The organism is Pontibacter ruber (assembly GCF_023630205.1).
Lineage (GTDB): Bacteria > Bacteroidota > Bacteroidia > Cytophagales > Hymenobacteraceae > Pontibacter > Pontibacter ruber.
In genome coordinates this window covers 124,065-138,107 of sequence record NZ_JALPRR010000001.1, presented here as the reverse complement: position 1 = coordinate 138,107, position 14,043 = coordinate 124,065, and the positions used below count along the sequence as shown (strand labels likewise).

The 14,043-nt window shown below is 46.0% G+C and carries 12 protein-coding genes; 8 read left to right on the top strand and 4 right to left on the bottom strand.

Features of this window, described 5'->3' with window-relative positions; all coding sequences use genetic code 11:
• Positions 1-64 precede the first annotated feature (64 nt).
• The 4 genes from MJ611_RS00620 to rpsF form a co-directional block, all read right to left on the bottom strand.
• A complete protein-coding gene (locus MJ611_RS00620) occupies positions 65-1,045 on the bottom strand; it encodes a GSCFA domain-containing protein (RefSeq protein WP_250427412.1) in 981 nt (326 codons plus the stop codon).
• A gap of 152 nt (positions 1,046-1,197) precedes the next feature.
• Positions 1,198-1,641 carry a 50S ribosomal protein L9 gene (gene rplI, locus MJ611_RS00615; RefSeq protein ID WP_250427411.1) on the bottom strand — a complete coding sequence of 148 codons (444 nt, stop codon included), beginning with the start codon at positions 1,639-1,641 and terminating at the stop codon, positions 1,198-1,200.
• Between the two features lie 14 nt (positions 1,642-1,655).
• On the bottom strand, positions 1,656-1,907 hold the full coding sequence (gene rpsR / locus MJ611_RS00610; RefSeq protein ID WP_092104663.1) for a 30S ribosomal protein S18: 252 nt from the start codon (positions 1,905-1,907) through the stop codon (positions 1,656-1,658).
• Positions 1,907-2,275 (bottom strand): 30S ribosomal protein S6, encoded by a 369-nt coding sequence (gene rpsF / locus MJ611_RS00605; protein WP_250427410.1) that lies wholly within the window; start codon positions 2,273-2,275, stop codon positions 1,907-1,909. The genes rpsR and rpsF overlap by 1 nt, the downstream gene beginning before the upstream one ends.
• 507 nt (positions 2,276-2,782) lie before the next feature.
• On the opposite strand from rpsF, the gene MJ611_RS00600 reads away from it, so the two are divergent.
• Genes MJ611_RS00600 through MJ611_RS00565 form a run of 8 tightly spaced genes read left to right on the top strand, consistent with a single transcriptional unit; the run spans position 2,783 to position 14,040 of the window.
• A complete protein-coding gene (locus tag MJ611_RS00600) occupies positions 2,783-4,117 on the top strand; it encodes a cytochrome c3 family protein (RefSeq protein ID WP_250427409.1) in 1,335 nt (444 codons plus the stop codon).
• Positions 4,118-4,161: 44 nt separating this feature from the next.
• Complete coding sequence (locus tag MJ611_RS00595; RefSeq protein ID WP_250427408.1) at positions 4,162-7,167, top strand: TAT-variant-translocated molybdopterin oxidoreductase; 3,006 nt, start codon at positions 4,162-4,164, stop codon at positions 7,165-7,167.
• Between the two features lie 20 nt (positions 7,168-7,187).
• On the top strand, positions 7,188-8,618 hold the full coding sequence (gene nrfD / locus MJ611_RS00590; RefSeq protein ID WP_250427407.1) for an NrfD/PsrC family molybdoenzyme membrane anchor subunit: 1,431 nt from the start codon (positions 7,188-7,190) through the stop codon (positions 8,616-8,618).
• Positions 8,611-9,135, top strand: coding sequence for a DUF3341 domain-containing protein (locus tag MJ611_RS00585; protein ID WP_250427406.1), 525 nt, complete (start codon positions 8,611-8,613; stop codon positions 9,133-9,135). Before nrfD ends, MJ611_RS00585 begins: the two co-directional genes overlap by 8 nt.
• Positions 9,135-9,797: a c-type cytochrome gene (locus MJ611_RS00580; RefSeq protein WP_250427405.1), complete on the top strand. Its 663-nt coding sequence runs from the start codon at positions 9,135-9,137 to the stop codon at positions 9,795-9,797. The genes MJ611_RS00585 and MJ611_RS00580 overlap by 1 nt, the downstream gene beginning before the upstream one ends.
• A 29-nt stretch (positions 9,798-9,826) precedes the next feature.
• On the top strand, positions 9,827-11,104 hold the full coding sequence (locus MJ611_RS00575; protein ID WP_377495439.1) for a quinol:cytochrome C oxidoreductase: 1,278 nt from the start codon (positions 9,827-9,829) through the stop codon (positions 11,102-11,104).
• Between the two features lie 22 nt (positions 11,105-11,126).
• A complete protein-coding gene (locus MJ611_RS00570; RefSeq protein WP_250427403.1) occupies positions 11,127-12,194 on the top strand; it encodes a cytochrome c oxidase subunit II in 1,068 nt (355 codons plus the stop codon).
• Positions 12,195-12,213: 19 nt separating this feature from the next.
• On the top strand, positions 12,214-14,040 hold the full coding sequence (locus MJ611_RS00565; protein ID WP_250427402.1) for a cytochrome c oxidase subunit I: 1,827 nt from the start codon (positions 12,214-12,216) through the stop codon (positions 14,038-14,040).
• Positions 14,041-14,043: the final 3 nt, after the last annotated feature.

Genomic DNA, 14,043 nt, shown 5'->3' with positions numbered 1-14,043 from the left:
GTGTTGTGTAAAGGCGCTATGGTATAACTACGGCTAAGAAAGCAAAAAAGTGTTCCGTAGCGGCTCAGGCAGTAAGTTGCCGGAGGAGGAGTTGTGTTTCTTCGGTGCAGTCAATCTGGTACTTTTGTTCCAGTTGCTGCAGGTGCTGCAGGGTGCGTTGTAAAAAAGATTGGTGGGCCGCCGTGTCCGGGTGAAAAGGCCTATGCGCCAGAGCACTTCTGATTTTAGCCCACTCTTCCAGGAAATCCTGAAACTCTTTATCGAAGTAGGCTGCTGCAAACTTCTGCCAGATGTAGTCTTCGGCTGTTTCCGTCGGATGGATCATGTCCTGCTTGTAAAAACGGTAATCGCGCAGGTCGTCCATCATGATCTCGTACGCCGGGAAGTATAGCACATCCGGGTGCAATTCGGTAAGCTGGTGGCAAACTACCCGCAAGGTCGATTTGCTTACACTGTTCAGGGGTAATGTTTCTTTGATGTGCCGCACCGGGCTTACCGTGAGCAGTATTTGGAGGGAAGGGTTCAGCTGTTTCAGCACTGGGTACATGCTTTCAAAAGCGTTTACAATCTCTTCTGTTGAAAGTATAAACCTGGTAAAGTTCCTGGCCGGCAATTTATGGCAATTGGCAACTACGTTGCCCGTGCTGTTTAGCCGGTAGCCTATAGCCGTGCCAAGTGTAAGTATAAGCAGCGATGCCTGCTGCAACTGCTCCCGGGTTTGCGATAGCTTTTGTTCTATTAGGGAAAGCAGTTCGTTTCTGTCGGGAGAGGAGAGGGAGGAGTGCAGGTCGTAGGCATACCAGATGCCGTTGTTCTCGACCAGGTGTTGTTCAAAATTATAGGGCTTTCCGGCAGCGGCTTCCAGCAAAAGGCATGCAGACAAAGGGTTGAAGATGGTGCCAAACGGGTTGACAAGCGCATCTGCTTTGTTGTCGCGCAGTTTATTGCCAATAACTTCGGCAAAGCAGGAGCCGATGGTTACCAGCTTTGAGCGGAGCGATAAGGAGATGGCAGCAGGTTTAACCTGTACTTCGGTGCGGAACATAATTATGTATACTTGCTTAACTTTACTTTAACTGACGCGCAGCCTCCCTAAGTTACGCCTTCTGCCCTAAGTATAAGAAGTAAAGGGGCAAAAAAAAGCGTCCTGCTGGTGGGCAGGACGCTAAGAAGGTAGTAGATTCTTCTAGTATCGTATTATTCACCGATTACGTTGAAACGTATCTGGTGCTTCACTTCTTTGTGCAGGTTCAGCGTAGCAGTGTACTCGCCGGCTGTTTTAACATCCTGGTCAAAAGAGATACGCTTGCGGTCTACATCAAAACCTTTCGCTTTAAGGGCTTCAGACAGTTGGTTGGTAGTTACAGAACCGAAGATCTTTCCTGTTTCACCAACTTTAGCCGGAAGGTCCAGCGTGATGTCGCCGATGCTGTTAGCCAGCTCCTGCGCATCGTTTCTAAGTTTATCTGCTTTGTGCGCAGCCTGACGGATGTTTTCAGCTACTACTTTCTTGCTTGATTTGTCAGCAAGAACAGCAAGACCCTGAGGGATCAGGTAATTACGGCCATAACCTGGCTTTACATCAACGATATCGTTTTTGTAGCCAAGACCTTTAACGTCATCTTTAAGTATTACTTCCATTGGTCAATCCCTCCTTATTTTAAAGAATCTGTTACATAAGGTAAAATAGCAAGGTGTCTTGCTCTGGCAACGGCCTGAGATACTTTGCGCTGAAATTTCAGGCTTGTACCTGTTAATCTTCTTGGAAGGATTTTGCCTTGCTCGTTTACAAACTTCAATAAGAAGTTGCCATCTTTATAGTCGATGTACTTGATACCGCTCTTCTTGAAACGGCAGTACTTCTGACGGTTTTCCTGCTTGTGTACTTTTTCGTTAACTAAGCTCATTATCCTTTAACCTCCTCTTTTTTAGCTTGTGATTTGAACTCGCCTTTTCTTCTGCGCTCGTTGTAAGCCATAGCGTGCTTATCAAGGGCAGTAGTTAAGAAGCGAACAACTTTCTCGTCGCGGCGATAAGCCAGCTCAAGTACATCAATTACAGTAGATGGAGCCTTAAACTCGATGAGGTGGTAGAAACCAGTAGATTTCTTCTGGATTGGGTAAGCAAGCTTACGCAGGCCCCAGTTCTCTTCGTGGATAATGTCGGCGCTATTTTCCTTAAGCACCTGTCTGAACTTCTCGACCGTTTCTTGCATCTGAGTCTCGTTAAGCAACGGAGTCAGGATGAAGACCGTTTCGTAATTTTTTAATTCCATTTGGTTATGAGAATTTTTGATTTTAGGGTGCAAAGATAGAAGAGTAGTAGTTGTAAAGCAACTGGTTGTGTGTTTTTTTATTTAAGAGAAGGGGAGCAGTGGGAGAGAAGCTTGCAATAGCGACAGAATATATTAATATTAAGTACAACTAATGTTAAGAAGAAAAAAATAAACTGAAATATACAAAACCAAATAGGTAATAGTTCAAATTAGTCGCTGATTTAAGCACCTAAATGCTGTCCTTAATTGAGATAAAATCTCTAATTAATTGTACTTAAATAAGTGAAGTAGTCCTGAAAAAATCTGTTCTGTTATTTATATTAGTTCTAAATAAATGCCCTGAATTTAATTTAAATGCAGTTTTTCTGCCAAAAACGGGGTGTTTAAAGCTTGTATTGTGTTGTAAGCCAAAAATAAACTTAATCTGTTTGATTAATGGAATTCGGGTAGTAGATTTGTGCCCGTAAAGTAATTCCACCATTATACTAAACACAAGTTATCTTGGCTATGATTAGCTGTATACCTAAAACTAAACACAAAGTTTTCATTGCCTTCTTGTTTTCCCTGTTTGTCTCTTTTGGGGCATGGGCACAAGGTGCTAGCGAACAGGCGGATATTGGGCAGAAAGGAGTAGTGCCAGGTGCCACACAGGGTGCTGCGGCGGCTGCCAGCACAGGAGGTTTGCCTGTAGACAATACAGCTATAGTTGATGCAGGTGAATCCCTGTTTAAAAACAACTGTGCTGTTTGCCACTCTGCCGGTGATGATGTTATAGTAGGTCCTGGTCTGAAAGGTGTAAACGAAAGAAGAAAGCAGCCTTGGCTAGTTAAATGGATCAAGAACTCTCAGTCTCTTATCCAGGCAGGCGACGCTGAAGCAGTAGCAGTTTATAACCAGTACAACAAGCAGGCGATGCCTTCTTTTGCTTTCTCTGACGAGGAGGTTGTTTCTATCCTTACCTATATTAAGGCTTCTGAGTCTGCAGCAACTGCTGTTCCGACAACAGTAGCGGGTCCGGAAACTGCTCCAGGTGAGAACGTAGGTACAGAAGCTATCGGTGCTGTAGGTAACTACCTGGATATAGTATTGGTAGTTCTGATCGTGGTGCTGATCGTACTGATCGTGACGCTGTTGCTGATCACTTCGTTGCTGAAGAATTACCTGAACAAAAACAGACAATTAGATGAGTACGATGCAGAAGTAGTTAACCAGCGCTTCGACTTCTCTAAAATATATAAGTCTAAAGCAGTTCGCACCCTGGTAGTGCTGATCTTTGTAGTTGTGCTGCTGGATCTGTCTTTGGATAAAGTAATGGGTATTGGTGTGCAGCAGGGGTATGCGCCAAAGCAGCCGATCGCCTTCTCGCACAAAATACACGCTGGTGATCACCAGATCAACTGTAACTATTGCCATACTACTGTTTATGAGAGCAAGAGTGCCAGTATCCCTTCTGCAAACATCTGTATGAACTGCCACAGCCAGATCAAGAAGGAGTCTCCTGAAATTCAGAAGATTTACAGAGCCATTGAGCGTAATAAACCAATCGAGTGGGTGCGTATCCACAACCTGCCTGATCTTGCATATTTCAACCACTCTCAGCACACGCAGGTGGCTGGAGTAGAATGCCAGACATGCCATGGTCCAATCCAGGAAATGGACGTTGTATACCAGTTCTCTCCATTAACTATGGGCTGGTGTATTGATTGCCACCGCGAAACTCCTCTGAACACAGAAGGAAACGCTTACTATGATAACCTGGTGGAATTGCATGAGCAGAGTTCAAAAGGTGCCTTTACGGTATCTTCTAATGGTGGTACTGAGTGTTCTAAATGTCACTATTAATCAATATCTATTTTAGTTAAGTATTCGAGTTTTCTAGATATAATATGCAAGACAGAATAAAGTACTGGAGAGGAATTGAGGAGTTAGAAAACACTCCTGAGTTCGCTAAGCATGCTCATAACGAGTTTCCAGAGTTCCTTCCGTTAAATGAAACCCAAGGTGAAAGCCAGTCTTCTGAGGTTACCGCACCGAGAAGAGACTTCCTGAAGCTTCTTGGATTTGGTTTGGCGGCTGCAACACTGGCATCTTGCGAAGCGCCAGTAAGAAAAGCAATCCCTTACCTGAACAAGCCAGTAGATGTAGAGCCAGGTGTAGCTAACTGGTATGCTTCTACTTACTTCTCTCACGGCGACTATAACAGCATTCTTGTTAAGACACGTGAAGGTCGTCCGATCAAGATTGAGCCAAACCCGAGCTCAGGTGTAACTCCACTTGGAACAAGCCCAAGAGCACAGGCTTCTGTTCTGAATGTGTACGACAACAACAGACTGCGTACACCGCTTATCAAAGGCAAAGAAGCGAAGTGGGAGCAGGTAGACCGTGAGATCACATCGAAGCTGAACGGTATCAACGGCAAAGTTGCGATCGTTTCTTCTACCGTAATCAGCCCGTCTACAAAGCAACTGATCGATGAGTTCGGTGGCCGTTTCGGTAATTTCGAGCACGTAGTATACGATGCAAACTCTGCTTCTGCGCTGTTAGGTGCAAACGGTGGTGTTGTTCCTGGCTACGACTTCAGCAAAGCCAACATCATTGTTGGTATCAATGCTGACTTCCTTGGGTCATGGATCGCACCAACTCCATTTGCGAAGCAGTACATCAAAAACAGAAAAGTAAATCCGGATAAGAAAGAAATGTCTCGTCACTACCAGTTCGAGACCATGCTTTCACTGACAGGTGCAAACGCCGACGTGCGTGTGCCTATCAAGCCATCCGAAGAAGCAGCTGTTGTAACAGCTCTTTATAACAGCATAACAGGTCAGGGTGGCAGCGCGCCGGCTAACTTCGATAAGAAGGCTTTCGCCGCTGTTGTAAAAGACCTGAATGCAAATAAAGGCAAAGCCCTTGTCGTGTCTGGATCTAACGATCCGGCAGTACAGACGCTGGTAACTGCTATCAACCAGGCACTGGGTGCAGAAGGCGCTACCATCAATGCAGCGGCACCATACTTTGTAAAGCAGGGTAACGATGCGCAGATGATTCGCCTGATCAACGAGATGAACGCTGGTACAGTTGGTGCTGTGTTCTTCTACAACGCGAACCCTGCTTACGATCATCCGCTTGCTGACAAAGTGGTTAGCGGCCTGAAGAAAGTAGGTCTTAAAGTGTCGTTTGCCGAGCGCGTAGATGAGACTGCTGCTTTGGTTGATTACGTGACGCCAGACAACAACTACCTGGAGTCCTGGAATGATTACGAGCCGCAGAGAGGCTTCCTGAGCCTTGCGCAGCCGGTAATCAGCCCAATCTTCACTACCCGTCAGATGCAGGACAGCCTTCTGACCTGGAGCGGTAGCAAAACAACATTCTACGATTACATCCGCAATAACTGGAGAAAAATTGCCACTGGCGATTTCAATAAGTTCTGGGAGAAAGCAGTTCACGATGGTGTGTTGGAAAACGGCACTAGCCTGTTGAAAACAAATCCAGCTGCTGCAAACACCCTGACTGCTGCTGCTGCTGCAAGCTCATTGAGCGGTAGACGTGCTGCTTCCGGTATCGAGGCGGTGCTGTATGAAAAGATCCAGATCGGACCTGGTTATGAAGCGAATAACCCATGGTTACAGGAAATGGGTGACCCAATCTCTAAAGCAACATGGGGTAACTATGTAGCCATGCCACGCAAAATGGCAGAGGAGATGGGGCTTACACAGGATACAGTAGTGAAAGTAACTACGGCAAATGGCAAAACCATTGAGCTTCCGGTGCTGGTTCAGCCAGGCCAGGCGCAGGGTACTGTAAGCATTGCCATGGGTTACGGTCGCGAGCTGGATTCTATGCCAGTAGTGAAAGGTTTGGGTGCCAATGCATTCCCGATCGCTACGGTAGCAAACAACAGTGTGATCTTCAGCAGCCCTGTTAAAATAGAAAAAACAGACGCTATTTCTCCGATTGCGCAAATGCAGACGCACCACACGATCATGGATCGTCTGGTTGTGCAGGAGAACACATTAGCTAAGTATAAAGAGAATCCTAAAGAAGTAACAGAGTACGTTCGCTTGACAACCCATGATGGTCCTGTTAAGCCTGCTACAATCTCTCTTTGGGAAGATTACGAGTACAAGAATCACCACTGGGGTATGGTTATCGACCTTAACTCCTGTATTGGTTGCGGTGCTTGTACACTGAGCTGCCATATCGAGAACAACGTTCCTGTGGTTGGTAAAGCAGAGGTAATCAACCGTCGTGACATGCACTGGCTGCGTATCGACAGATACTACAGCGCTGTAGAGCACGAAGAAGGAGATTACCAGACAATGGAAGATCCGGCTGAAAACCCTTCTGTGATCTTCCAGCCAATGCTGTGCCAGCACTGTAACCACGCTCCATGTGAAACAGTTTGCCCGGTAGCTGCTACCATGCACAGTTCAGAAGGTATCAACCAGATGGTGTACAACCGTTGCGTAGGTACCCGCTATTGCGCAAACAACTGCCCTTACAAAGTGCGTCGCTTCAACTGGTTCGCCTACGCCAACAACGACAAGTTCGACTACAACATGAACAACGATCTTGGCAAGATGGTGTTGAACCCGGATGTAACCGTACGCTCAAGAGGTGTGATGGAGAAGTGCTCTTTCTGCGTTCAGCGTGTGCAGCTTGGTAAACTGGAAGCAAAACGTGAGAACAGAAGACCGAAAGACGGAGAAATCGTTACGGCCTGTGCCCAGTCTTGCCCAACAGACGCCATCGTATTCGGTGATATGCTTGATCCGGAGAGCCGTATATCTCAGATATTGGTTCGTGAGCAAGGTGAACGTGCCTTCCATGTACTGGAAGAAATAAACACGCAGCCAAACGTAACGTACCTGACTAAAATTAGAAACTTAGCTTAAAATTAAATATCGATAGCGTTATGCAGCATGTATCTCCGATAAGAGAGCCTCTTGTAACCGGGGGGAAAACATACCACGACATCACCGAAGATGTCTGCAGACAGGTGGAGGCAAAGCCCAACGCACGTTGGGCCGCTGCCCTTGCTGTGGCTCTGGTTGGTTTAGCTATTTTTATCTACTCAGTATACCGTACCCTGTGGTTCGGTATAGGGGAGTGGGGCCTTAACAGAACAGTAGGTTGGGCATGGGACATCACCAACTTCGTGTGGTGGGTAGGTATCGGTCACGCCGGTACGCTGATCTCAGCGATCCTCTTGCTGTTCCGTCAGAAGTGGAGAACTTCCATTAACCGCGCAGCGGAAGCGATGACGATCTTCGCCGTAATCTGCGCCGCGATGTTCCCTGTATTGCACATGGGACGTCCCTGGTTAGCTTACTGGGTACTTCCACTTCCAAACACATTTGGTTCGCTTTGGGTTAACTTTAACTCACCGCTCCTTTGGGACGTGTTCGCGATCTCAACTTATTTCTCAGTTTCGCTGGTTTTCTGGTACATCGGTCTGATTCCTGACTTTGCTACCATCCGTGACCGCGCCACAGGCCCGATTGCAAGAAGAGTATACGCTGCTCTGTCGTTCAACTGGACTGGTTCTGCTAAAGCATGGTCCCGTTACGAAACAGTATCCCTGATCCTGGCAGGTCTTGCTACACCACTGGTACTTTCGGTACACACGATCGTATCCATGGACTTTGCAACGTCTGTAATCCCAGGCTGGCACACGACTATCTTCCCTCCATACTTTGTGGCAGGTGCGATCTTCTCAGGTTTTGCAATGGTATTGACTCTGATGATCATTACCCGCAAAACGTTCAAACTGGAAGATTACATCACACTGGAGCACGTGGAGTCGATGAACAAAGTAATCATCCTGACAGGCTCAATTGTGGGTGTGGCTTATATTACTGAGTTCTTCATCGCCTGGTACTCACAGGTAGAGTATGAGCAGTACGCGTTCATCAACCGTGCTACAGGTCCTTACTGGTGGGCTTACTGGTCAATGATGACTTGTAACGTAATTACACCACAGCTTTTCTGGTTCAGAAAGATCAGAAGAAGCCTGACTGCAACCTTCATCATCTCGATCTTCGTGAACATTGGTATGTGGTTCGAGCGTTTCGTAATCATTGTTACCTCCCTTCACAGAGATTACCTGCCATCTTCCTGGGCAATGTTCTCTCCAACTATCATAGACATCGGCGTTTATGTAGGTACAATCGGTCTTTTCTTCACCTTGTTCCTGCTGTTCGCTAAATTCTTCCCGGTTGTGAACATGGCCGAAGTGAAGGCAATCTTGAAATCTTCTTCTGGTGTACACCACCACAAACATGCTACCATGCATGGCACTGAAAAGGAACTGAGCACTACTAATACACATCATAGCAATGACTAAAAAATTCGTTCTAGGTATCTACGATGATGAAGATGTCCTGCTGCAGGCCATCGAGAACGTCCGGGCTGCCGGTACAAACATATATGACGTATTTTCCCCATATCCTGTACACGGTATCGATGATGTATTAGGTATCAAGCGCTCTAGACTGCCAATCGTGGCGTTCTTCTGCGGATTGTTCGGAACATCTTTCGCGCTGTGGATGCAAATCTGGATGTTGGGCTTTGACTGGCCAATGATCATTGGTGGTAAGCCACACATCGCTTTACCGGCTTTCATTCCGGTTACATTCGAGTTAACAGTACTTTGTGCTGCCTTCGGTATGGTGATCACATTCTTTATTGTATCACGTCTGAGACCAAGCATAAAGGTGAATGTTTTCGACAAGCGTTCTACAGATGACAAGTTTGTAATGGCTATCGAGGTAAAAGAAGGAGTAACAGATCTTTCTGCTTTAACAGGCCTGCTACGCTCTAACGGTGCTATCGAAGTTAATCAGAAGGAGGTAATCAAATAATGAAAAGAATAGCAACAATCGGATTAAAAGCCTCTGCCGTACTTTTCTCAGCTGCAGTTCTGGTAGCGTGTAGCAACGAACAGGATCCAGGACTCGAGTACGCACCTGATATGTATGAGTCAATTCCGTTGGAACCGTACAAGCAGGTAAAAGACAACAAGTTTAACCCAGGAGGCATGAACATGCGTGAGCCGGCAAAAGGAACGGTGGCGCGTGGCAAAATGGGCTATAACCTTTACCTGTCTCAGGATACAGCAGAAGTAGCTGGTGTGGAGTTAAAAAACCCGCTGGCGAAAAATGAAGCCAACCTGGCAGAAGGTAAAGTTCTTTATTCCCGCTTCTGCGCTCCATGCCACGGTGAACAGGGCGATGGTCAGGGCTTAGTTGGACAAAAATTCAAAGGTGTGCCTTCTTATTCTTCAGGTCGTGTGGCTACGCTTCCTGAAGGACATATATTCCACGTGATCACAAACGGCAGAGGCCGTATGATGCCACACGGATCTCAGGTGAACCCAGAGGAACGTTGGAAAATCGTGATGTATGTACAGCAGCTTCAGACAGGGCAAGCAAGTGCTCCTGCTCCAGCTGAAGGAGAGGCATCCCAAGAAGCTTCCGGACAACCAGGAACAGAAAATCCACAAACCGGAGCTCCCCAAAAATAACTAAGTCTAAGGCGTAATTTAAAAGGATAATGACAGAAGAAAGACTCATCATTTCCAGAAAAACAACAAACAAGTTTTTCTTGATGATAGCTATAGGTGTTGTTTTACTTATAGTAGGTATTATTGCCATGGCTGCAGGAGGGGGAGGAGAGCATCATGCTGCTGCTGGCGAGCATGGTGAAGCTGCGGCTACTGCCCACGAAGCAGTATCTTGGTCAAAAAGATTATTTGTAAACCTGTGGTTTAACAATGTTTACTTTACAGGTATTGCCATCACAGGTTTGTTCTTTGTAGCAGTACAGTATGTAGCGTATGCTGGATGGTCTGTACTTATTAAGCGTGTACCGGAAGCATTAGGATATTATCTTCCTTTTGGAGGTGCCGTGATGCTGATTGTATTCCTGTTTGGTTCTCATGACATTTTCCATTGGACACATGAGTACCTGTACGATGTAAACGATCCACGTTACGATCCGATCATTGCAGGTAAGGCTCCATTCCTGAATACAGTGTTCTTCCTGATCAGAATGGTAGCATACTTTGTACTTTGGATCCTGTTCTTTAACTGGCTGAGAAGAAACTCCATCAATGAAGATCTGCATGGAGGAACAAGCTACTACCACAAGAGCATCCGCATTTCAGCCATGTTCCTGGTTGTATTTGGCGTAACTTCATCACTTTCAGCTTGGGACTGGGTATTATCAGTTGATACACACTGGTTCTCTACCATGTTTGGCTGGTATGTGTTTGCAAGCTGGTTCATCTCTGGTTTAGCTGCTACAACTTTAACAGTAATCATCCTGAAGCAGAACGGTTATCTGAAAATGGTTAACTCAAACCACCTGCACGATTTAGGTAAGTTTGTGTTCGCTTTCTCAATTTTCTGGACATACATCTGGTTCTCTCAGTTTATGCTGATCTGGTATGCAAACATTCCGGAAGAATCAATCTACTTCCTGGAAAGACTGGGCGGTAACGAGGGTAAGTTTATGCCTATCTTCTTTATCAACCTGATCATAAACTTTGTGTTCCCTTTCCTTGTTTTGATGACAAGAGATGCAAAGCGCCAAATGATCATGCTGAAGATCGTAACCATCGCTATCCTGTTCGGTCACTGGCTGGACTTCTACCTGATGATCATGCCAGGTACGCTGCGTACAGGTGCAGGCTTCGGATTTATTGAAATCGGTACAGCGCTGACATTCCTAGGAGTATTCCTGTTAACTTTCACGAAAGGTCTTACAAAAGCATCTCTTGTGCCTGTTAACCATCCGTTCCTGGAGGAGAGTGTTCACCATCATGTTTAGATCATACTAAAAACGTTATATAATGATTACGTTCGCTATAGTTTTATCCGTAATATTATTACTGGTCATACTGTTCCTGTTATTCAGGATCGGTACGCTGGCATCGATCTTCAGGGGATCTACCAAGCGTGCTATAGGTACGACCAAGACAAGTAACAGAGTAAATGGAACGCTTCTCCTTTTGTTCCTAATTGGTGGTGGAGCCGCATTCTTCTGGTCTTTTGCCGACTCATGGGATACCATGAACCAGCCTCTGGCTTCTGTTCACGGCGAGTGGACAGACAGCCTGTTCTGGACAACGATGATCATCATCGGTATCGTTTTCGTGATCACGCAGGTTCTTCTGTTCTTTTACTCCTATAAGTATCAGCATAAAGATGACAAGCGCGCTTACTATTACCCACACAACAACAAACTGGAAATTGTTTGGACAATGATTCCAGCCGTTGTGATGGCACTGCTGGTATTTGCTGGCTGGAAAACATGGACAAAGATTACAAGTGAAGCTCCAGAAGACGCAGTTGTAGTGGAAGTAATGGGCAAGCAGTTTAACTGGATGGTTCGCTACCCTGGTCCGGACGGAAAACTGGGAACTGCCAATTACAAGCTGATCGACGCTACAAACGAGTTTGGTGTTGACTTCAGTGACAAAAACTCAATGGATGACTTCATGCCACGTGAGATCCACGTGCCAAAAGGCAAGCCAGTGTTGCTGAAGATCCGCTCAAGAGACGTTATCCACAGCGTATTCCTTCCTCACTTCCGATTGAAGATGGATGCTGTACCTGGAATGCCTACTAAGTTCTGGTTCGTTCCAACTAAAACAACAGCTGAAATGCAGAATGAGACAGGCAACCCTGACTTCAAGTATGAGCTGGCCTGTACCGAGATTTGCGGTCGCGGTCACTTTGCAATGCGCTTTATACTTGTTGTTGATGAGCCTGAGGATTACGAAGCATGGCTTGCAACTCAGAAGCCATTCATCCAGGAAAATCCAGACCTTCTTGCAAAATTCTCAACCGATTCTCAGAAGCAACTTGTTGTAGAGAAGAAGGAGGAAAAGGCTGAAGAAGTTAAAACAGAGTTGTAGCAATTAAATATTTTCGTCAATGTCTACTACAGATATATCAATTAGTAAGGATGTACATCACGCTCATGAAGAGCATGATCATCATCATGACCAAAACTTTTTTGAGAAGTACATCTTTAGCCAGGACCACAAAGTAATTGCAAAGCAATTCCTGTTTGCAGGTATCTTCTGGGGTTTTGTAGGTGGCTTTTTATCGATTCTTTTCCGTCTGCAGTTAGGTTGGCCAGAAGCAACTTTCACTTTCCTGGAGCCGATCCTGGGCAAGTGGGTTGAAAACGGTAAACTTGATCCGGAGTTTTACCTGGCATTGGTTACCATGCACGGTACCATCATGGTATTCTTCGTACTTACAGCTGGTCTGAGCGGTACTTTCTCCAACTTTCTTATTCCGCTGCAGATCGGTGCCCGTGATATGGCATCCGGCTTCATGAACATGCTTTCGTTCTGGATCTTCTTCCTGTCCAGCATTGTAATGTTTGCTTCCCTGTTCATCGAAACAGGTCCTGCAGGTGGTGGTTGGACAGTTTACCCGCCACTGAGTGCCTTACCACAAGCTATTTCAGGTTCCGGTACAGGTATGACGATGTGGCTGATCTCAATGGCGCTGTTTATTGTATCTCAGTTGTTAGGTGGTGTTAACTATATCACTACTGTGATCAACCTGAGAACAAAAGGCATGTCCATGACGAAGCTTCCGCTTACCATCTGGGCGTTCTTCCTGACAGCGATCCTTGGTCTTCTTTCATTCCCGGTGCTGTTTTCAGCTGCCCTGTTGCTGATCTTCGACCGTAGCTTCGGTACAAGCTTCTACCTATCTGATATCTTTATCGCCGGTGAGGCGCTTTCTAACACAGGTGGTAGCCCGATCCTGTTCCAGCACTTGTTCTGGTTCCTGGGTCACCCGGAAGTATACATCGTGATTCTGCCAACGTTCGGTATCGTATCAGAAGTAATCACTACAAATTCACGTAAGCCTATTTTCGGTTACCGTGCTATGATTGGCTCAATGTTGGGTATCTCCCTGTTGTCATTCGTTGTATGGGCGCACCACATGTTCGTAACAGGTATGAACCCGTTCCTGGGATCTGTGTTCATGTTCCTTACGTTGATCATTGCCGTACCATCTGCAGTAAAAGTATTTAACTGGATTGCAACACTGTGGAGAGGTAATATTCGCTTCACAACATCGATGATGTTTGCAATTGCCTTCGTGTCACTGTTTATCTCTGGCGGTCTGACAGGTATTATCCTTGGTAACTCAGCACTGGATATTCAGCTACATGACACATACTTCGTGATTGCGCACTTCCACCTTGTAATGGGTGCTGCAGCATTCTTCGGTATGTTCACAGGTATCTACCACTGGTTCCCTAAGATGTTCGGCCGTATGATGGACGAGAAGATGGGTTACGTGCATTTCTGGTTAACCTTCCTGTCTGCGTACCTGGTGTTCATGCCAATGCACTACATCGGTATTGCCGGATTCCCAAGAAGATATTATTCCTGGACAGGTTTCGAGGCGTTCAATACGTTTACAGATATGAACACCTTTATCAGCTTAGCGGCTATCATGGGCTTTACTGCACAGTTCGTCTTCCTGTTCAACTTTATTTACAGCATCTTCAAAGGCCGAAGGGCTACAGCTAACCCATGGCACTCCAACACGCTGGAGTGGACAACGCCGGTAAATCCCGGACACGGCAACTGGCCAGGTGAGATACCTGCTGTTTACCGTTGGCCTTACGATTATAGCAAACCAGGTGCAGCAGAGGATTACATCCCTCAGACAGTACCATATTCTCAGACGCAGTCTTCAAACCTGCCGTATGAGAAAGACTTAGAATAGTAT